The 19,977-nt window shown below is 70.8% G+C and carries 19 protein-coding genes; 8 read left to right on the top strand and 11 right to left on the bottom strand.

Annotated features, from left to right (window positions below; genetic code table 11):
* Nucleotide 1: 1 nt before the first annotated feature.
* The 3 genes from BLU79_RS08895 (at nt 2) to BLU79_RS08905 (ending at nt 2,531) form a co-directional block, all read left to right on the top strand.
* On the top strand, nt 2–559 hold the full coding sequence (locus BLU79_RS08895; RefSeq protein WP_093905113.1) for a thiol-disulfide oxidoreductase DCC family protein: 558 nt from the start codon (nt 2–4) through the stop codon (nt 557–559).
* 162 nt (nt 560–721) lie between these two features.
* Nucleotides 722–1,738, top strand: a complete 1,017-nt coding sequence (locus BLU79_RS08900) for a trypsin-like serine peptidase (RefSeq protein WP_256333218.1) — start codon at nt 722–724, stop codon at nt 1,736–1,738.
* A 37-nt stretch (nt 1,739–1,775) separates the two neighbouring features.
* A complete protein-coding gene (locus BLU79_RS08905) occupies nt 1,776–2,531 on the top strand; it encodes a TetR family transcriptional regulator (RefSeq protein ID WP_093905114.1) in 756 nt (251 codons plus the stop codon).
* A gap of 18 nt (nt 2,532–2,549) precedes the next feature.
* On the opposite strand, the gene BLU79_RS08910 is transcribed toward BLU79_RS08905, so the two are convergent.
* Nucleotides 2,550–4,970, bottom strand: coding sequence for an MMPL family transporter (locus BLU79_RS08910; RefSeq protein WP_093905492.1), 2,421 nt, complete (start codon nt 4,968–4,970; stop codon nt 2,550–2,552).
* Nucleotides 4,971–5,158: 188 nt separating this feature from the next.
* Here BLU79_RS08910 and BLU79_RS08915 point away from each other — a divergent pair, with 188 nt between their 5' ends.
* Both BLU79_RS08915 and BLU79_RS08920 read left to right on the top strand, forming a co-directional pair.
* A complete protein-coding gene (locus BLU79_RS08915; RefSeq protein WP_093905115.1) occupies nt 5,159–5,848 on the top strand; it encodes a response regulator transcription factor in 690 nt (229 codons plus the stop codon).
* The gene (locus tag BLU79_RS08920) at nt 5,845–7,317 is read left to right on the top strand and encodes a sensor histidine kinase (protein WP_093905116.1); all 1,473 of its coding nucleotides are present in this window, start codon (nt 5,845–5,847) and stop codon (nt 7,315–7,317) included. The genes BLU79_RS08915 and BLU79_RS08920 overlap by 4 nt, the downstream gene beginning before the upstream one ends.
* 15 nt (nt 7,318–7,332) lie before the next feature.
* Here the strand turns inward: BLU79_RS08920 and BLU79_RS08925 are convergent, their stop codons facing one another.
* The 4 genes from BLU79_RS08925 to BLU79_RS08940 form a co-directional block, all read right to left on the bottom strand.
* Nucleotides 7,333–7,746 (bottom strand): ATP-binding protein, encoded by a 414-nt coding sequence (locus BLU79_RS08925; RefSeq protein WP_093905117.1) that lies wholly within the window; start codon nt 7,744–7,746, stop codon nt 7,333–7,335.
* Between the two features lie 114 nt (nt 7,747–7,860).
* Nucleotides 7,861–9,405, bottom strand: a complete 1,545-nt coding sequence (locus BLU79_RS08930; protein WP_093905118.1) for an ABC transporter substrate-binding protein — start codon at nt 9,403–9,405, stop codon at nt 7,861–7,863.
* Between the two features lie 235 nt (nt 9,406–9,640).
* The gene (locus BLU79_RS08935; protein ID WP_093905119.1) at nt 9,641–11,059 is read right to left on the bottom strand and encodes a metallophosphoesterase; all 1,419 of its coding nucleotides are present in this window, start codon (nt 11,057–11,059) and stop codon (nt 9,641–9,643) included.
* Between the two features lie 57 nt (nt 11,060–11,116).
* Nucleotides 11,117–11,356, bottom strand: coding sequence for an SCO4848 family membrane protein (locus BLU79_RS08940; RefSeq protein WP_093905493.1), 240 nt, complete (start codon nt 11,354–11,356; stop codon nt 11,117–11,119).
* Nucleotides 11,357–11,447: 91 nt separating this feature from the next.
* On the opposite strand from BLU79_RS08940, the gene BLU79_RS08945 reads away from it, so the two are divergent.
* The gene (locus BLU79_RS08945; RefSeq protein ID WP_371131833.1) at nt 11,448–12,734 is read left to right on the top strand and encodes a D-alanyl-D-alanine carboxypeptidase family protein; all 1,287 of its coding nucleotides are present in this window, start codon (nt 11,448–11,450) and stop codon (nt 12,732–12,734) included.
* Here BLU79_RS08945 and BLU79_RS08950 read toward each other — a convergent pair.
* The 4 genes from BLU79_RS08950 to BLU79_RS08965 are packed head-to-tail and all read right to left on the bottom strand — an operon-like array spanning nt 12,682 to nt 15,659.
* Nucleotides 12,682–13,638, bottom strand: a complete 957-nt coding sequence (locus tag BLU79_RS08950; RefSeq protein ID WP_093905121.1) for a YihY/virulence factor BrkB family protein — start codon at nt 13,636–13,638, stop codon at nt 12,682–12,684. The genes BLU79_RS08945 and BLU79_RS08950 overlap by 53 nt on opposite strands.
* Nucleotides 13,626–14,093, bottom strand: coding sequence for a GtrA family protein (locus tag BLU79_RS08955; protein WP_093905122.1), 468 nt, complete (start codon nt 14,091–14,093; stop codon nt 13,626–13,628). The genes BLU79_RS08950 and BLU79_RS08955 overlap by 13 nt, the downstream gene beginning before the upstream one ends.
* Nucleotides 14,094–14,137: 44 nt before the next feature.
* The gene (locus tag BLU79_RS08960; protein ID WP_093905123.1) at nt 14,138–15,130 is read right to left on the bottom strand and encodes a decaprenyl-phosphate phosphoribosyltransferase; all 993 of its coding nucleotides are present in this window, start codon (nt 15,128–15,130) and stop codon (nt 14,138–14,140) included.
* Nucleotides 15,123–15,659, bottom strand: coding sequence for a phosphatase PAP2 family protein (locus BLU79_RS08965; protein ID WP_093905124.1), 537 nt, complete (start codon nt 15,657–15,659; stop codon nt 15,123–15,125). The genes BLU79_RS08960 and BLU79_RS08965 overlap by 8 nt, the downstream gene beginning before the upstream one ends.
* Before the next feature lie 133 nt (nt 15,660–15,792).
* Between BLU79_RS08965 and BLU79_RS08970 the strand changes: the two genes are divergently transcribed.
* Both BLU79_RS08970 and BLU79_RS08975 read left to right on the top strand, forming a co-directional pair.
* Complete coding sequence (locus BLU79_RS08970) at nt 15,793–17,148, top strand: decaprenylphosphoryl-beta-D-ribose oxidase (RefSeq protein WP_093905494.1); 1,356 nt, start codon at nt 15,793–15,795, stop codon at nt 17,146–17,148.
* A 103-nt stretch (nt 17,149–17,251) separates the two neighbouring features.
* Nucleotides 17,252–18,007: a decaprenylphospho-beta-D-erythro-pentofuranosid-2-ulose 2-reductase gene (locus BLU79_RS08975; RefSeq protein WP_093905125.1), complete on the top strand. Its 756-nt coding sequence runs from the start codon at nt 17,252–17,254 to the stop codon at nt 18,005–18,007.
* 120 nt (nt 18,008–18,127) lie between these two features.
* Here the strand turns inward: BLU79_RS08975 and BLU79_RS08980 are convergent, their stop codons facing one another.
* Nucleotides 18,128–18,706 (bottom strand): 2'-5' RNA ligase family protein, encoded by a 579-nt coding sequence (locus tag BLU79_RS08980; protein ID WP_093905126.1) that lies wholly within the window; start codon nt 18,704–18,706, stop codon nt 18,128–18,130.
* A gap of 182 nt (nt 18,707–18,888) precedes the next feature.
* Nucleotides 18,889–19,902 carry a tryptophan--tRNA ligase gene (gene trpS / locus BLU79_RS08985; protein WP_093905495.1) on the bottom strand — a complete coding sequence of 338 codons (1,014 nt, stop codon included), beginning with the start codon at nt 19,900–19,902 and terminating at the stop codon, nt 18,889–18,891.
* Nucleotides 19,903–19,977 lie beyond the last annotated feature (75 nt).

Raw genomic sequence — 19,977 nt, forward strand, 5'->3', positions numbered from 1 at the left:
GATGGCCGGCAAGACGGACGCCGTCGCGGCCGACAGGATCCACGCCCCGAGCACCCCGGTCCGCCGGCTGACCGTCCTCTACGACACCCGGTGCTCCCTGTGCACCTTCGTGCGCGACTGGCTGGCCAGGCAGCCCCAGTTGGTGCCGCTGGAGCTGGTGCCGGCCGGGTCCGAGGAGGCCCGGCGGCGCCACCCCGACCTCGACCACGGCGCCACGCTCGACGACATCACCGTCGTCGGCGACGCCGGGCAGGTCTACCGGGGCTCCACCGCCTGGATCGTCACCCTGTGGGCCCTGCGCGAACACCGGCCGCTCGCCCATCGCCTCAGCACTCCCTCGGGGGCGCGGCTCGCCAAGGGGGCCGCGCTCGCCGCCGCCAAGTGGCGTGGGGCACCGTGGCCACAGGGGGCACAGGGGGCACAGGGGGCACAGGGTGGCGGGTCGCAGTGGGGCGGGCGGGTCTATCACAGCGCGGAGGGGTGGTCGTACGACCCGAGTCAGGGCTGGACGTACACCCCGCCCGGTTGCGACGGCAGCACCTGTGCCAACCCGTCCTGAACGGCCCGCTTTCGGACTCCGTTTTGGCATGCGCCCTTCCAAAACGGTGCCGGGGTTGGCACGCTGCCTCCCGGTTCTCCACTTCTCCGCACTCGCACCGACTGTCTGTCAGCCGGGCGGCCCACCCGGTCGCCCGGTCCCCCCATCGCAGAAGGAGTACGCGTGAGAGGCACAGTCCGCATACCCCGCCCCGTCCTCGGCGCCCTGGTCGGCGTCACCGCGCTGCTCACGGCCGGCGCCCTGGTCACTCCCGCGAGCGCCGCGCCCAGGTCCGACAGTTCGACCGCCGTCAGCTCCGTCTCGGCCGGCGCGCAGCAGCAGGCCCGTGACTTCTGGACAGCCGAGCGCATGCGTGCGGCGACCCCGCTCGACCTGGTAGGCGTCAACGGCCACTTCGACGGCGGCTCGGCGCCCCTCAAGGGCACGGCGACCACCGTCGCGCCCACCTCCCCGGCCGCGAAGGTCGGCAAGGCCGTCGCAGATGTCGGCGTGCTGGCCTTCCCGAACAGCGGCGGTCAGTGGACCGGCGGCGGCTCGGTCGTGTCCACGGCGGGCCGGGTGTTCTTCAGCTACCAGGGACGTACGGCGTCCTGTTCCGGCAACGCCGTCACCAGCGCCAACAAGAGCACCGTCATCACGGCGGGCCACTGCGTGAAGCTGGAGGGCGCCTGGCACACCAACTGGGTCTTCGTGCCCGGCTACCACGACGGGCAGGCCCCGTACGGCCGGTGGACCGCGTCGAAGACGCTCTCCACACCGCAGTGGACGGCGAGCGAGGACATCAACTACGACGTCGGCGCCGCCGTCGTCGCCCCGCTGGACGGCAAGCTGCTGACGGACGTCGTCGGCGGGCAGGGGCTGGCCTTCAACACCGGCTACAACCTGCGCATGTACGCGTTCGGCTTCCCGGCCGCCGCCCCGTACGACGGCGAGAAGTTCATCTACTGCAGCGGCACCACCAACCGCGACTTCCTGCTGTCCAACGATCACGGCATGAACTGCAACATGACCGGCGGCTCCAGCGGCGGCCCCTGGTTCACCCAGTTCAACGAGTCCACGGGGACCGGCCTGCTGTCCTCGGTGAACAGCTTCAAGTACAACTTCCTGCCGAACCGGATGTACGGCCCGTACTTCGGTGCCGACGCCCAGAACCTGTACCAGACGGCACAGGCCTCCTGACGATCGGCGCAAACGCCACTCGTTAGGCTCTGTTTCCGTGTCCTCGAAGAACGACAGCCCTGAACAGGGCGATACGCCCACCAAGTCCGAGCAGACCCGTGCGCTGATCCTGGAGACCGCCATGAGGCTGTTCCAGGAGCGGGGCTACGACAAGACGACGATGCGGGCGATCGCCCAGGAGGCCGGGGTCTCCGTCGGCAACGCGTACTACTACTTCGCGGGCAAGGAACACCTGATCCAGGGCTTCTACGACCGGATCGCCGCCGAGCACAGGGCGGCGATCCGGGACGTCCTGGCCCGGGAGACCGAGCTGGAGGCGCGGCTCGCGGGCGTACTGAAGGTGTGGCTGGACATCGCCACGCCCTATCACGAGTTCGCGGTGCAGTTCTTCAAGAACGCCGCCGATCCCGACAGCCCGCTCAGCCCCTTCTCCGCCGAGTCGGAGCACGCGCGCGTGGAGGCCATCGACATCCATCGGGAGGTGCTGGCGGGCGCGACGAAGACCAAGGTGCCCGAGGAGCTCCGGGACGTCCTGCCCGAGCTGATGTGGCTCTCCCAGATGGGGCTCGTCCTGTACTGGGTCTTCGACCGCACCGAGGGGCGCGAGCGCAGCTACCGGCTCGCCGAGCGGGGCGCCCGGCTGACCGCGCGGGGCGTCTCGCTGGCGCGGTTCCGGGTGCTGCGGCCGCTGGTGCGCGAGGTGCACGACCTGTTCACGGACTTCCTGCCAGGGATGACGAACGCCATTCCGGATCCGGCGAAGGGGCGCACGCCGAAGGACGAGCGCCCCTGAAACCGCCTTCCGCGGGCGTCAGTTGACCGCGTCGACCTCACCCTCGGCCAGCTCCACGTCGTACACCAGCGGCCCCTCCGTCACGACCACCTGCCCCGCCCGGGAGCCGTACGACTCGGCGCTGGTCGCCAGCAGATACGCGCCCGGCGCCGGCACCGAGACGATGTACGAGCCGTCGGCCAGCGATGTCACCCGGTCCAGCTGGCGCCCGCCCTTCGTCAGCAGCGTCACCGCCGCGCCGTCGATCGGATCGCCGTCGGCGGTGCGGACGAAGCCGTGGACGACCGAGGACCTTCCCGCCGCGGCGACCGGCTCCTCCTCGTCCACCGCCGCCGCCGGCTCCTCCTTCGGCTCGACCGCCAGATGCGGCAGCCGCTTCTCCAGCCAGTCCGGCAGCCACCAGTTGGAGTTGCCGAGCATGTGCATCGCGGCCGGCACCAGGGCCGTACGCAGGATGAAGGCGTCCAGGGCGACGGCCGCCGCGAGGCCGATGCCCGCCATCGCGCCCTCCATGTCGCCGCTCAGCACGAACGCGCTGAACACACAGATCATGATCAGGGCCGCGGAGTTGATGACCCGGCTGGTCTCCGCGAGGCCGACGCGCACCGCGCGCGCGTTGTCCCTCGTATGCACCCACTCCTCGTGCATCCGGCTCACCAGGAACACCTGGTAGTCCATGGAGAGGCCGAACAGCAGGGACAGCATGATGACCGGCAGGAACGACGTGATCGGTCCCTCCTTGCCGACGCCGATCAGCTCCGTGCCCCAGCCCCACTGGAAGATCGCCACCAGGACGCCGAAGGACGCGGCCGCCGCGATGAGGTTCATCAGCGCGGCCGTCAGCGGAACCACCAGCGAGCGGAAGGCCACCAGCAGGAGCAGGAAGCCGAGCGCGATGATCGTCACGATGAAGTAGGGCAGACGCTCACCGGTCACGGACGCGAAGTCCTTGAAGACCGCCGTCACCCCGCCCACATGGGCCTCGGCGCCCGACTGCGGGATCACGTCGTCGCGCAGGCGGTCGATCAGCCGGTCCGTCTGCTCGGACTGAGGTGAAGTCGTCGGTACGACCTGGATGACGGTGACGTCGTTCGCGGGCGGTGCGGCGGCCACCTGGGCGACGCCTTCGGTCGAGCGGATCGTGTCGACCAGGCCGGCGGGGGCGTCGCCCTCGACGACCACCTGGAGCGGGCCGTTGAAGCCGGGGCCGAAGCCCTCGGCGAGCAGGTCGTAGGCCTGGCGGGTGGTCTGCGACTCCTGGTGGTTGCCCTGGTCGGTGGCGCCTAGGCGGAGCGACAGCACGGGGATCGCGAGGAGCGCCATGACGACGACGGCCAGCGCGGCGACCGGGCGCGGGCGCCTTTGGACGTACGACGACCAGCGCGCCGCGAGTCCGCTCGCCTCCGCCGGCTCCGGTCCCGTCGCGGCGAGCCGGCGCCGCTGCCGGCGGCTGAGCACCCGCATACCGAGCAGGCCCAGGAGGGCGGGCAGCAGGGTGATCGCGGCCAGCACGCTCAGGACGACGGTGAGCGAGGTCGCGACGACCACGCCGTCCAGGAACCGCATGTTCATCACCAGCATTCCGGCGAGCGCGATGCACACCGTGCCGCCCGCGAACAGCACCGCGCGGCCTGAGGTGTTGAGGGCGGTCACCGCCGACTCCTCCGGCTTCATGCCGCGCAGGATGCCGCGCCGGTGCCGGGTGACGATGAACAGGGCGTAGTCGATGCCGACGCCGAGGCCGATCAGCGAGCCGAGCAGCGGGGCGACCTCGGGCACGTCCGTGACATGGCTGAGCAGCATCGTGCCGATCAGACCGGTGCCGACGCCCGCGATCGCCACGACGATCGGCAGCAGCATCGCGAAGAGCGAGCCGAACGCGAGGAACAGCACGACCGCCGCCGCCAGGATGCCGACCGCCTCCGCCGTGCCCTGCGGGGGCTCCTGGGTGCGGGCGATGGCCTGGCCGCCCAGCTCGACCTGGAGTCCGTCGCGTTCGGCGGCCCGGGCCGTGTCGACGACGTCCTCGATCAGCTCCTTGGGGACGCCGTTCGCCTGCTCGGTGAAGGTGATCTGGGCGTAGGCGATCCGCCCGTCCCGGCTGATCTGCGCGGCCCCTTGTTCCACGTACGGGTCGGTGACCTCGCCGACCCCCTTCATCCGCCCGATCTCCTCCAGCGCGGGTTCGATCCGGGACCGTACCGACTCGTCCCGCACGCTCCCCTCGTCCGCCTTCCACACCACCGTGTCGGTGTCGCCCGCGCGCTCCGGGAAGGCCTTCTCCATCAGGTCGTACGCGGTCGTGGAGTCCGTGTTCGGGAGGGAGAAGACGTTCGCGTAGTTCGTGCCGGCGGCCGAACTCGCCGCGCCCAGGCCGAACAGCGCCCCCACCCACAGCAACAGGACCACCAGCCGGTGCCGATAGCACCACCGTGCCAATGCCGCCACGCTCAACGCTCCTTATTCGGTTCGGTCGGTCCCCCAGGTCCTGGGCAACAGGATTGGCGGCGCCGCGCGGGCGTGGCAGGCGACGGCCATGACTCTCAAGGAACTCCAAAGCGGACTCTCAAGGAACTCCAAAGCTGCCGACCCACCCGACTGTCAGTGGCCCCGCCGATACTGGGGGCATGACGACGGCTTCTGGCACCGTGCTGGTCGTGGAGGACGAGGAGAGCATCGCGGACGTCCTCGCGATCGCCCTGCGCTACCACCGCTTCGAGGTCATGATCGCGGGCACGGTCCGCGAGGCGCTCGCCCTCGCCGAGCGCACCCGACCCGATGTGGCGCTGCTCGACGTCATGCTCCCGGACGGCGACGGCCGCGCCCTCGGGCGCGAACTGCGCGAGCGGCGCCCCGACCTGGCGCTCGTGTTCCTCACCGCACGCGACGCGCCCGCCGAGATCGTCGGCGCCCTCGGCTTCGGCGACGACTACATCACCAAGCCGTTCGACGTCGATGTGGTCATCGCCCGGATCACGGCCGTCCTGCGCCGCACCCGCCCGGCCGACGTCCTGCCGCAGCGCCCGCCGCTCAGATACGGCGACCTGGAGCTGGACGACACGACGTACTCGGTGCGCCGCGCGGGCTGCACCGTCGAACTCACCCCGACCGAGTACGCGTTGCTGCGCTTCCTGGTGCGCAACGGCGGCCGGATCGTGCCCAAGGAGCAACTCCTGCGCCACGTCTGGCAGTACGAGCACGCCCCGCCCGAGTCAACGGTCGTCGAGACCTACATCAGCTATCTGCGGCGCAAGCTGGACGCCCTGGGCCCGCCGGTGATCACCACGCGGCGTGGCGTCGGATACGGGCTGGCATGAAGGTCTCAAGGATCTTCGACGTCTGCCGTCGGCGCGGAATCCACTCGCTGCGCGGCAAGCTGACGCTGGCGAACGTGGCGCTGCTGGCCGTCGGCATCGTCGTCGCGACCGCGGTCAGCCTGATGACCGCGCGGTTCTATCTGCTCGACAAGGTCGACAGCGAACTGAAGAGCGCCCGCACCACGCTGGGGAACGCCGGGTTCACGCTGCGGCAGATCGAGTCGCTGAGCGAACTCGGCGTCGCGATGGACAAGTTCACCGGCGGCGGCGCCACGGACACGGATCCGCTGCCGAGCCCGTCCATGGTGTACGTGGCGGTCAACTCCGCCGGGCGGCCCGTGGCCCTGGGCCCGCTGGAGCCGACAGCCCGCCAGCACGCGCTCGCCGCCGCCGCGCAGGACCCGCATGCCCTCGCCGCCGCCGAGGAGCCGCAGGACGTACGGGTCGAGGGTGACCGCTACCGGATGGTCGGCGCCCGGCTGTCCGACGGCACCGTCGTGCTGATCGCCGTCCCGACCGAGGGCCTGCACGAGGGCATGGGCAAGGCACTGAAGATGGACCTGGCCGTCGGCACCCTGCTGCTGGCGCTGCTCGGCTGTCTGACCATGCTCAGCGTACGCCGCCGGATGCGGCCGCTGGAGGACATGGTGGAGACCTCGTCGGCGATCGCCGAGGGCGATCTGACCCGGCGCGTCCCCTCCAGCCGTGACCCCACCCTGGAGGTCGAGCAGCTCCGGGTCGCCCTCAACTCCATGCTCCACCAGGTGGAGTCGGCGTACCGCACGCGCGAGCGCAGCGCGGCCCAGCTGCGCCGCTTCGTCGGCGACGCCTCGCACGAGCTGCGCACCCCGCTGTCCGCGATACGCGGCTACCTCCAGCTGTACGACAAGGGGATGCTGACGGAGCCGGCCGAGCGCAAGCGGGCCTGGGACCGGATGAACGGCGAGGTCGACCGCATGGGCCGCCTCGTCGACGAGCTGCTCACCCTCGCCCGTCTCGACCAGCGGCCCGAACTGCGCTTCCGCAACGTCGACTTGAGCCGCCTGGTGCGAGACGCCGCCGAGGACCTGCGGGTCCAGCAGCCGGAGCGGCCCCTCACGGTCGGCGCGGACGGCACGCTGCTCGTGCGGGCCGACGAGTCGGGGCTGCGCCAGGTGCTGGGCAACCTGCTGAGCAACGTCCGCACGCACACGCCCGCCGATGTGCCGGTGCGGCTGGGGGTGGAGCGGGCGGACGGCGTCGTACGGCTGTGTGTCGAGGACAAGGGGCCGGGGCTGTGCGAGGAGGACGCGGCACGCGTCTTCGACCGGTTCTTCCGGGCCGGCGGGGGTGCGGGCAGCGGGCTGGGGATGGCGATCGTGCAGGGGGTGGTGCAGGCGCACGGTGGGGAGGTCGCGGTGCGGACGGCGCCGGGCGAGGGGCTGGCGGTGACGGTGACGCTGCCGACGGGGGCGGCTTTACGGTCGTAACCGCTTCGCCGTGGCTCAGCTGTCGGCCGAGGCGTTGGCGAGGATCAGCACCCACACGGTCTTGCCGTGCCGTCCCCGGCTCCACACGCCCCACGCCGCGGCCAGGTGCTCCACCAGGTGCAGGCCTCGGCCGGTCTCCTCCCACTCCTCCACCGCCCGTAACCGTGGCTCCAGCCGGCCCTCGTCCGACACCTCGATCAGGCAGGACCCGTCGGCGAGCGCGGTCACGGCGACCTCGAACTCGCGCTCCAGGAGGGGGCCGTGGCGTACGACGTTGGTGGCCAGCTCGGAGACGAGCAGCACCGCGTCCTCCAGCGCCGGATCCCGTGGCCCGTGCCCCCAGTCGGCCAGGTGGTCCCGGACCCGGTGCCGGGCGAGACCGACGGACGCCGGGTGCCGGGGCAGCCGAAAAGCGTTGCGTCTCAACACGTTTGCCCCTCACCCCGCGCACACCTTCATCACATGGTGCAGCGCCGAGCGGCACCCTGGCATCACCGCAGGGAATGTCAAGGCCGCGAGAACGCGTCAGATCCAGGTGAGGCGCTAGATCCAGGTGAGACGCCAGAGCCGGAAGACACCGGTGCCGTCGGACAGATACTGGCCGCCGCCGACGTCCTCACTGGTGACGACGTACTCCTTGGCCTGCCACAGCGGGATGACCGGGACATCACGGGCGACCGTCTCCTGCACCGCGCGGAAGTCCCGCGTGGCCTCGCTGCGGTCGGCGTACTGCTGGCTGGCCGTGATGAGTTGGTCCACGGTCCTGTTGCTGTAGCCGGTGTTCATGGTGCTGCCGGTGCCGACGAGCGGGCCGCCGTAGGTGTCCGGGTCGGGGAAGTCGGCCACCCAGCCGACGGCGTACGCGTCGAGCTTGCCGCCCGCCCAGCGCTTCTGGAAGTCGGTCCACTCGTAGCCCTTGACCGTCACCTTGAACAGACCGCCCGCCTCCAACTGCCGCTTGAGCTCCGTGGCTTCCTCGGCGCTCGCGGCGCCGCGACCGGTGGCGTAGCCGTAGGTGAAGCGGACGGGCAGGCTCACGCCGGCCTCGGTGAGCAGGGCGCGCGCCTTGGCGGTGCTGAGCTTGGGATAGGCGTCGAAGAACGAAGTCGTGTGGCCGGTGATGCCGGTCGGGATCAGCGAGTACAGCGGGTCGACGGTCCCCTTGTACGTCGTGGCCGCCAGCCGCTCGCGGTCGATCAGCCAGGCCATGGCCTGCCGGACCCGGACGTCGTGCAGGGGTGAGCCCTTACGGGTGTTGAGGTACAGGTTGCGGATCTCGGAGCTGTCGGCCTCGGACACGCGCTGGCCGGGGTCGGCGGCGTTCAGGCCGGCGAGGACCTCGGGCGGCAGCGTGCGGGTGGCGACGTCGATCCGCTTCGCCTTCCAGGCGCTGTCGAGGGCGTCGGCGTCCGAGTAGTAACGCAGTTCGACGGGACGGCCGGTGCCGCCGAGGGCGCCCTTGTAGTGCGTGTTGGGGGCGAGGACGGCCTTCTCGTTCTTCGTGTACGTGGTGAGGGTGTACGGGCCGGTGCCGTCGACAGCGTTGTCGGTGCGCAGCCGATTGGCCGGATACGTCTCGCGGTCGACGATGGAGCCCGCCCCGGTGGCCACCTTGAGCGGGAACGTGGCGTCGGGCGACGTCAGATGGAAGGTGATCACACGTCCGCTCACGCTCACCGAGCGGAGCGTGTCCAGCAGGGAGGACGGACCGACCGCCGACTTGATCCGCTTGACCCGGTCGAAGGAGTACTTGACGTCCTGGGCGGTCATGGCGCGCCCGCTCGGGAAGGTGAGCCCGTCGCGCAGCTCGCATCGATAGGTACTCAGGTCGGTGCCGGAGAAGCCGCAGCTCTGCGCCGCGTCCGGAACGGGCGTGACGCCGCCCGGCTCGAAGGTCAACAGGGACTGGAAGACGTTGTTGAACAGCGCCCAGGAGCCCGCGTCGTAGGCGCCGGCCGGGTCGAGCGAGGTGACGGCGTCCGTCGTGCCGACCGTGACGGTCCTGTCCTGGTCGTCCCTCGACGGCAACAACTGCCAGCCGCCCACTCCCACGGCCGCCAGGACGAGCAGCGTCGCGAGAATCCGCATGCGAACCGAACGCACGGGTGCCCTCTCCCCAGGCCCTCGAAGGGCCCCCGCATGAGCAATGGATTGCGCCACTCCCCTTAGTGGCGCGCACACCTAATCACACGTGTTTCAGCAGGGGGAAGGGGATTCGGGCGACATGGGAAAGAACTTACCTACGGGCGTTTCCAGCAGGTTTCACAGGCTGTTCACAGAGACTGCGAGGCCTGTGCCGGGGCCCGTATCGCCGCCTGTCCCATCAGGCCTGACGGGACGCCAGCTCGATCACCGTGATGTCCGACTCGGCGCCCACGCGCGTCGGCGGGCCCCAGGCGCCCGCGCCCCGGCTCACATACAACTGGGTGTCGCCGTAGCGCTCCAGCCCGGCCAGGGTCGGGTTCGCCAGGTCCGCGATGAAGTTGCCGGGCCAGAGCTGGCCGCCGTGGGTGTGGCCGGAGAGCTGGAGGTCGACGCCGTGGTCGACGGCGTCATGGATCTGGACCGGCTGGTGGGCGAGGAGCACGCATGCGCGTGCCCTGTCCCGGTCGCCGAGGGCCTTGGTGAAGTCAGGGCCCTGGCCCTCGCTCTCGCCCGCGATGTCGTTGACACCGGCCAGATCGAAGTGGGGCAGTTCGGTGCGGGCGTTCTCCAGCGGGCGCAGGCCCAGGCGGCGTACCTCCTCGACCCACTGCTCGGCTCCCGAGAAGTACTCGTGGTTGCCGGTGACGAAGAACGCCCCGTGTCTCGCCCGGAGGCCGGCGAGCGGGGCCGCCGCCGGGCCGAGGTCCTTCACGCTGCCGTCCACCAGGTCGCCGACCACCGCGATGAGGTCGGGCTGGGTGCCGTTGATCGTGTCGACGACCTTCTGGGCGAAGCCCCGGCCCAGGACCGGGCCCAGATGGACGTCGCTGACGACCGCGATCCGGTAACCGTGCGCCGCGCGCGGGAGCTTGGCCAGCGGGACGGTGACCCGCTTCACCTTCGGACCGCGCAGCACGCCGTACGTGCCGTAGCCGACCGTGCCGACGGCGGCCGCGGCCGCGGCACCGGCGACGACTCGGGAGACGAAGAGGCGGCGGGTGGGGGTGGCGAGGGGGCGGGACGGGTCTGCGGAGTCAGGGGCGGGGGTGGTGGCCGGCGCCTGTTCGGGTGCGGACGCCCGGGACGCCGGGGGCGGGTCGGTGGTGAGAGCCGTGGACGGGCCCGACGCGGACAGGAGTGTCCGGTTCTCGGCCGACTTGGTGGCGGACGCCGTGGCGGGAGTCGTGGCGGTCGAGGCGACGGATGCCGAGGTGAGGGACGTGTCCGCGGTCACCCCCGCCGCCAACGGCTCCCGTACGGCTTCCGCGGCGCGCGCCCTGCGTTCGAGCCACCGCCGCAGCAGGGGTCGTACGACCTCGCCGGCCGCCACACCCAGCAGCAGGTATATCGACAGGGCCAGCCACAGGAAGCCCGGCCAGGCGAGGACCTGCTGGAGCCAGAAGGGCGCGCCTCCGCGTTCGGCGACCAAGGCCCCGATCGTCAGTGCCCAGCCGCCGGCGATCACCACCATGCCCGCGCGGCGCACGAACCCGGGACCACGGGTCGTGTCGCGGACCAGCCGACGCCACAGCCACCAGTTGCCCGCCACCAGGACGGACAGCACGAGCAGTGCGACAAGCACGAAGACGATGACCACGCCGACGTTCCCTTTCCTTTGCGTGCTGAGTGAACGCCCGGCGCCCTGGCCGAGTTCCTATGTCGTCCGGCGCAATGCGCGCACTCCACGCAACCCGATGACCCCGACGACCGTCCCCAATACGAAGGAGACGACAGCCAGCAGCAGGTGCACCCAGAAGTACGCCGTCGGGTGACCGTCGTCGAACGCGAGCCCGCTGCTGTCCTTGATCAGGTTTTTGACGAAAGTGACCCAGATGACCCAGCTCCACACCCCGAAGGCGAGCAGGAACCAGGAGACGGGGCGGCTGAGCTTCATAGGTCCAGTATCACCGTCGCGTGTCCGGTTCTCCGATTGGGGTGGGGGCCGAAGCGGGACTTCCATGGGAACGGCATGTACGTTCTCGCTCGTGCCCGCACCCAAGAAGACCGCCAGGCGCTCCCTGCTGGTCACTTCCGCCGTCCTGTCGTCCCTCGCACTGACCGCGCCCGTCTCCCATGCGGCCCCCGAGCCGTCACCGAGTACGAGCCCGTCGGCCACTCCCCCGGCGAACATGTCGACCGTGGGTGGCGAGCGGCTCGGACAGCCCGGCACGCAGGTGAATCTGGCGGGCGGAGTCCCCGTCCTGCCCAAGGACCTGACCGCCCGCTCCTGGGTCGTCGCCGACGCCGAGTCCGGCGAGGTGCTCGCCGCGCACAACGCGCACTGGCGGCTGGCGCCCGCGAGCACCATGAAGATGCTGTTCGCCGACACGGTGCTGCCGAAGTTCCCGAAGACCATGGAGCACGAGGTCGTCCCGTCCGATCTGGCGGACATCGGTGCCGGCTCCAGCATGGTCGGGATAAAGGAGGGCGAGACGTACTCCGTCCACGACCTGTGGCTCGGGGTCTTCCTGCGCTCCGGCAACGACGCCGTGCACGTCCTGTCGAAGATGAACCAGGGGATCAAGAACACCGTCAAGGAGATGAACGAGCACGCCGAGGAGCTGCAGGCCCTCGACACGCACGCGATGTCCCCCGACGGTTACGACGAGCCGGGCCAGGTCTCGTCGGCGTACGACCTCACCCTGATCGCCCGCTCCGGACTGCAGAAGAAGGACTTCCGCGAGTACTGCTCGACCGTCAGCGCCAAGTTCCCGGGCGAGACGAAGAAGAACAAGAAGGGCAAGTCGGTCCGCGAGACCTTCGAGATCCAGAACACCAACCGGCTGCTGGCCGGTGACAGCGACGTGCCCGTCTACCAGGGCATCGCGGGCGTCAAGAACGGCAACACCACGAACGCCGGCGCCACCTTCACCGGCGTGGCCGAACGGGGCGGCAAGGTGCTGCTCGTCACGGTCATGAACCCGGAGAAGAGCGAGCACAACGAGGTCTACAAGGAGACCGCGAGGCTCTTCGACTGGGGCTTCAAGGCGGCCGGCAAGGTCCAGCCGGTGGGTGAGCTGGTGCCGCCGAAGAGCGCGGCGCAGTCCAGCGCGCAGCCGGGCGCGAACGACTCCGGGGAGGCCGGTGGCAGCGGTGACGGCCAGGGATCCTCGAAGTCGGCGGTGGGTGCATCGGCCTCGGGCGGCTCGACCGGCGTCGGGGTCGCGCTCGGGATCACCGGCGGGGTGCTGGTGCTGCTCGCGGCGGGCGCGTTCCTGATCAACCGCCGCTGGCCGCTGCCCGACCTGGTGCGTCGTCGGGGCCGTTCCTGACGCCGGGTCCTTCGGACTCGCCGGCCGACTCCTCGGATTCGTCGGCGAGTTCGGTCTCCTTGCTCTGCGTCGCCGTCCAGGCGGCGCAGAACACGACCAGCTTCGCGGTGAAGTTGATCCACAGCAGCAGGGCGACCGGCACGCCGAACGCGCCGTACATGCTCTTCGTGGCCACGCCCTGCATATAGCCGCTGAGCAGCAGTTTCAGCAGTTCGAACCCGACCGCGCCGATCAGCGCGGCGACCACCAGCCGACGGCGCGGCGGCTCGACGCCGGGCAGCAGGGTCAGGACGTACAGCAGGAGCAGGAAGTCGGCGAGTACGGCGACGAGGAACGCGGCGACGCGCAGCAGGATCCCGCCCCAGCCGCCCTCGTCGATACCGAGCTGCCGGGTGATCCAGCCGACCATGGCGGACGCGGCCGTGGAGGCCGCGAACGTCACGAGCACGGCGCCACCGAAGCCGACCAGGATGCCCGCGTCCTTGGCCTTGCGCAGGACGGGGTTCTCCTCGTCGTCGGGCAGCTCCCACACGGCACGCAGACACTCGCGCATGTTGCCGACCCAGCTGACGCCGGTGAACAGCAGGGTGACGCCGGCGATGAGACCGATGGTGCCGGCGTTCTGGACCAGGGCGTCGATGTTGAGCTGGTCGGCGATGCCGGGTACCTGGTCGGTGAGCTTGTCCTCCAGCTTGTCCTGCTGCTCCTGGCTGAGCGTCGAGGCGGCGATCGCGGCGGCCAGCGTCAGCAGGGGGAAGAGCGCGATGAAGCTGATGAAGGTCATCGCGGCGGCCAGCCGTGTCCACTTCACCCGGTCCAGGCGCTCGTACGACCGCCACGCGTGCGTGGCCATCAGCCGGGTCACCGCGGGCCCGACGCCGGGGAGTTTTTTCAGCCAGTCCATGATCCGACTCTGCCCTCCGTTCGGAAGACCAATGTCCGGGTGCCCCAAAACCTCAGGACAGTAGCCAGCGCCATACCGATTCCGGCTCCGGAGACGGTGTCCGCACGCTGGGAGGTGAGGCCGAGGCCGTAGTGGCTCACGGTGAGACACAGCAGCTGTACGGCAGCCCCGGCGACGTTCACCGCGAGGAAGACGGCGCAGGGGCGCAGGCCCCTCGGCTGCGTGTGGCGATAGGTGCCGAGGGCGTTCCCGGCGTAGGCGACCGCACATCCGGCGACGAAGGAGAGCGCCTTGGCGGTGAGGGGGTCGAGGGCGGCGGGGCCGCGGAGACAGGTGAAGAGGGCGAGGTCCACGGCGTAGGCGAGCAGACCGACGGTGGCGAAGCCGAGGAGTTCGCGGCGGGTGGCTGTCGGGCCGGTGGTTGTCGGGCCGGTGCTCCCCCGGCTGCGCCACACGCGCGTGCCGACCCCCCTCCCCCAGCTCCGCCACACGGGCGCGCCTACCAATTGGCCACCGCCAACCCGTACATCGCGAGCCACACCACCCCGATGACGGCGAGCGCGCGGTCGCGCAGAACGACGTCCTCGGGTTCGCCCGCCGTGCCGCGGTCGGCGAAGACGGCGTAGCGCAGGATCGCGAGGATGAAGGCGACCATGGACAGCTGGCGCCAGGGCAGCATGCCGGTGTGCGGGACGCCGCCCTCCTCCATGGCCCACAGGCAGTATCCGAGGACGGCGACCCCGGCCGCCAGCTGCCAGACGAAGCGCAGATAGCCGGTGGTGTACTCGGTGAGCAACGCGCGCGTGGCGCCCGCCTTCCCGGCCATCTGCACGGCCTCGGAGTAGCGCTTGGCCGACACCATGAACAGCGCCCCGAACCCGGTCGTGATCAGGAACCAGCGCGACAGGGGGATGCCGAGGGCGAGCCCGCCGACCATCGCGCGCATCAGGAACCCGGTCGTGACGACGGCGAGGTCGACGACCAGGACGTGCTTGAGGCTGACGCAGTACGCCAGTTGCATGCCGATGTACGCCGCGAGCAGGGCCGCGACGGCGGGCGAGGTCAGCCAGGCCGCTACGGCCGGCGCGAGGACGGCGAGAGCGCCTCCGACGACGTACGCGACGGGCACGGGCACCTGTCCGGCGGCGACCGGGCGGCGACGCTTGGTGGGGTGGGCGCGGTCGGCCTCGACGTCGCGGGCGTCGTTGATCAGATAGACGGCGGCGGCACAGGCGGTGAAGAGGGCGAAGACGAGCGCGAGTTGGGTCAGGGCGTGGATCGAGAAGAGTCGGCCGGCGGCGGCCGGGGCGGCGATGACCAGGATGTTCTTGACCCACTGCTTGGGGCGCGCCGTCCTGAGGAGGCCGTTCAGAAGTGCGGGGAGGCCGCCTCTGCGGGGTGGTGGCACGGCCTGCCGTGGGGGCGTGCGCTGCTCGTGGAGCGCCGCCGGCCCGGTCTGGGCGGCACTCGTGGCGGGCGCGATCTCAGGCATGGGCGCCCCCTCTCCTCATCCAGCCCGCCCCTGCGCACGCCGCCAGCGCCCCCAGGGCCGCGCCTGCCGCCACGTCCGAGGGGTAGTGCACGCCGACGACCAGGCGCGACACGCACATCGCGGCGGCCAGCGGAGGGATCGCGTACGCGCCGAGCGCACCGTAGGCGACGGCTGCCGCCGCGGCGGAGGTCGCGTGGGAGCTCGGGAAGGAGTGCCGGCCGGCGGTCCGCACAAGGGGCTCGACATGCGCCGGACGTGGGCGGCGCACCACCCTTTTCACCGCCATGCTGACGAGGTGCGCACCCGCGGTGAGCGCCGTGCCCCGCAACCAGGCGCCGCGCCGCCCACCGTCCACGGCGGCCCCCGCGAGACCCGCCGCCAGCCACAGCGCGCCGTGCTCGCCGGCCCAGGAGAGGGCTCGCGCGGCGGAGGCGACGCGTGGATCACGGCCGCGGGCATGGAACGCCGAAAGGATGCGGCAGTCCGCGCCCCGAAGGGTTCGGTGGTCCTTGTCGTCGAGGTGGTCCATGTGGACTCACTGTTCACGTCACCGACGCAAGAACTACGGCAATATTGAACGACATCCCATTAATCACCCATTTCGGGGAGAACCTGAATGTTTCATAACTAACCGCCCGTAAATGGGCGCTACGGTCGCCGACATGCCTGCCGACACCGTCTCCGTCACGGGATGGGGCCGCACCGCCCCCACCACCGCCCGTCTGATCCGCCCACGGACGTACGAGGAGGCCGCTGCTGCCGTCCGGGGCTGCGGGGCCCGCGGAGGCATCCCCAGGGGCCTGGGGCGGGCGTACGGGGATGCGGCGCAGAACGCCGGGGGCGCGGTGTTCGACATGACGGGCCTGGACCGCATCCACGCCATCGACGCCGACGGCGGCACCGTGCTGTGCGACGCGGGGGTCTCGCTGCACCGGCTGATGGAGGTGTTGCTCCCGCTCGGCTGGTTCGTGCCGGTGACGCCCGGCACCCGCTATGTGACGGTCGGCGGCGCGATCGGAGCCGACATCCACGGCAAGAACCACCACGTCTCGGGTTCCTTCTCCCGCCATGTCCTGTCGCTGGAACTGCTGACCGCCGACGGCGAGATCCGCAGGGTCCGGCGCGGGACGCCCCTGTTCGACGCGACCACCGGCGGCATGGGCCTGACCGGCGTGATCCTGACCGCGACGGTCCAACTCCAGCCGGTGGAGACCTCGCTGATGTCGGTCGACACGGAGCGCGCGCGGGACCTCGACGACCTGATGGCCCGCCTGGTCGCCACCGACGACCACTACCGCTACTCGGTCGCGTGGATCGACCTGCTGGCACACGGCGCGGCGACCGGGCGGGCGGTCCTCACCCGCGGCGACCACGCGCCCCTGGAGGCGCTGCGCGAAAGCACGCGCGCGCGTAGGGACCCGCTCGCCTTCCGCCCCTCCCACCTGCCGGCCGCGCCCGCCTTCCTCCCGGAAGGCCTGCTGAGCCGCCGTACCGTGAGCTGGTTCAACGAGCTCTGGTACCGCAAGGCCCCACGCGCGCGTACCGGCGAACTGCAGAAGCTCGCCACCTTCTTCCACCCGCTGGACGGCGTCCCCCACTGGAACCGGATCTACGGCCAAGGCGGCTTCGTGCAGTACCAGTTCGTCGTCGGACGCGGCCAGGAGGAGACGCTGCGCCGGATCGTGCTGCGCATCTCCGAGCACCGCTGCCCGTCCTTCCTGGCTGTCCTCAAGCGCTTCGGGGACGCCGACCCCGGCTGGCTCTCCTTCCCCGTACCCGGCTGGACGCTGGCCCTGGACATTCCGGCCGCCCTCCCCGGCCTCGCCGCCCTCCTCGACGCGCTGGACGAGGAGGTGGCCACGGCCGGCGGACGCGTCTACCTCGCCAAGGACTCCCGGCTGCGGCCCGAGCTGCTCGCCGCGATGTACCCACGCCTGACCGACTTCCGCGCCCTGCGCGCCGAGATCGACCCACGCGGCGTGTTCGTGTCGGACCTGGCCCGCCGCCTCGGCCTGTAGAACCCGCCCGCCCAGCCCTTAGCCCCCGCCATCAGATCCCTCGGACTCTCGGATCTCTCGAACTCTCAGATCTCTCGGACTCTTCAGATCTCTAGGAGTTGTCGTGAAGGACGCCTTCGGCATCCCCCAGTCCCTGCTCGTCCTCGGCGGTACGTCCGAGATCGCGCTGGCCACCGTGCGCCGCCTGATCGCGCGCCGTACCCGCACCGTCTGGCTGGCGGGCCGCCCGTCACCCGCCCTGGAGCGGTCCGCGGCCGATCTGCGCGCCCTGGGAGCCGATGTGCGCACCGTGGCCTTCGACGCGCTGGACCCCGAGTCCCACGAGACGGTGCTCGGCAAGGTCTTCGCGGAGGGCGACATCGACATGGTGCTGCTCGCCTTCGGAGTCCTCGGCGACCAGGCACGCGACGAGCGCCGGCCGCTGGACGCCGTGCGGGTCGCCCAGACCAACTACACGGGCGCCGTGTCGGCGAGCCTGGTCAGCGCGAGCGCCCTCCAGTCCCAGGGCCACGGCTCGCTCGTCGTGCTCTCCTCCGTCGCCGGCGAGCGCGCCCGCCGCGCCAACTTCATCTACGGCTCCAGCAAGGCCGGCCTCGACGCCTTCTGCCAGGGCCTGGGCGACGCGCTGCACGGCACCGGCGTCCACGTCATGGTCGTACGCCCCGGATTCGTACGGTCGAAAATGACCGTAGGTCTGGAGGAGACCCCACTCGCGACCACCCCCGAGGCGGTCGCGACGGCGATCGAACTGGGCCTGCGCCGACGCTCGGAGACGGTGTGGGTGCCGGGCGCGCTCCGGCTGGTGATGTCGGCACTGCGGCACGTGCCGCGGGCGGCGTTCCGCCGCCTACCGATCTAGGGACGGCGTTGCGGTAGCGCCCCAAAGGGGCGCGGGGAACTGCGCGACCAGCCACAACGGGCGCCGCAGACGACCGACAACACGCGCGGCACCTCCGTAGTCGCGACCAAACCGGCGGAGCTAACTCGCGGGGATGGACCCACGCTCCGCATGCCCCGGCTGCGGCGGCACCACCGACCCCCCGAAGGCGAAGTCCCTCAGCTTGCGCCACACGCCGTCGGCGCCCTGTTCGTAGAGGGCGAAACCGGTGCAGGGCCAGCCGGCCTCGTAGTCGGCGAGTTCCTCGAAGGCGCGGTCCATCGACGCGTCGTCGATGCCGTGCGCGACCGTGACGTGCGGGTGGTACGGGAACTGCAGTTCGCGCGCCACGGGCCCGGAGGCGTCGCGGACCTGCTTCTGCAACCAGGTGCAGGCTTCGGCGCCCTCGACGACCTGGACGAAGACGACCGGCGAGAGGGGCCGGAAGGTGCCGGTGCCGGACAGCCGCATCGGGAAGGGGCGGCCGGCCGCCGCGACCTCGACGAGATGCACCTCGATCGCGGGCAGTGACGCGGAGTCGACCTCTGTCGGCGGCAGCAGCGTGACATGCGTGGGAATGCCGTGAGCCGCGGCGTCGCCGAAGCCCGCGCGCCGCTCCTGGAGCAGGCTGCCGTGAGGCTCCGGGACCGCGATCGACACACCGATCGTTACGGTCCCCACGTCGTCTCCTGTCGTCATGTCGGTGGGCTCGTGCCCGGTTGGTAAGCGTGAGTGACCGCCGATGCGGCCACTCGGCTATCGACTGTACGGCCACGGCTGTGCTGCGGGCAGGCGCAACCGTAGTGATGTGCAGCGCTATGCGGTGGTACGGCCGTGTTCCAGCCGTGTGCCGTGGTGCGGGCTCAGTGCTTGGCGGGCAGGAAGCCCACCTTGTCGTACGCCTGGGAGAGCGTCTCCGCAGCGACGGCGCGCGCCTTCTCCGCGCCCTTGGCCAGGATCGAGTCCAGCGTCTCCGGGTCGTCCAGATACTGCTGGGTGCGCTCCCGGAAGGGCGTCACGAACTCGACCACAACCTCGGCGAGGTCCGTCTTGAGCGCACCGTAGCCCTTGCCCTCGTACTTCTGCTCCAGTTCCGCGATTCCCGTCCCCGTGAGGGTCGCGTAGATGGCGAGCAGGTTGCTGACACCGGGCTTGTTCTCGGTGTCGTAGCGGATGACGGTGTCGGTGTCCGTGACCGCGCTCTTGACCTTCTTGGCGGTGGCCTTGGGCTCGTCGAGCAGGTTGATGAGGCCCTTCGGCGTGGACGCCGACTTGCTCATCTTGATCGACGGGTCCTGGAGGTCGTAGATCTTCGCCGTCTCCTTGAGGATGTACGGCTTCGGGACGGTGAAGGTCTGGCCGAAACGGCCGTTGAAGCGCTCGGCGAGATCGCGGGTGAGCTCGATGTGCTGACGCTGGTCCCCGCCGACCGGGACCTCGTTGGCCTGGTACAGCAGGATGTCCGCCACCTGCAGGATCGGGTACGTGAACAGGCCGACCGACGCCCGCTCCGCGCCCTGCTTGGCGGACTTGTCCTTGAACTGGGTCATGCGGGACGCCTCGCCGAAGCCGGTGAGGCAGTTCATGATCCAGGCGAGCTGGGCGTGCTCCGGGACATGGCTCTGGACGAAGAGCGTGCAGCGCTCGGGGTCGAGTCCGGCCGCGAGGAGCTGGGCGACGGCCAGGCGGGTGTTGGCACGCAGGTCCGCCGGGTCCTGCGGGAGCGTGATCGCGTGCAGGTCGACGACCATGTAGAACGCGTCGTGGGTCTCCTGCAGAGCCACCCACTGGCGGACGGCGCCGAGGTAGTTGCCGAGGTGGAACGAGCCTGCGGTGGGCTGGATTCCGGAGAGCACGCGGGGTCGGTCAGAGGCCATGCTCACCATTCTCTCAGGTCCCGGGGGCCGGTCCGGAACTGGTCGGAAACAGATGGGAACCGATCCGTCTCCGGC

It is taken from the genome of Streptomyces sp. cf386, from assembly GCF_900103585.1.
GTDB lineage: Bacteria > Actinomycetota > Actinomycetes > Streptomycetales > Streptomycetaceae > Streptomyces.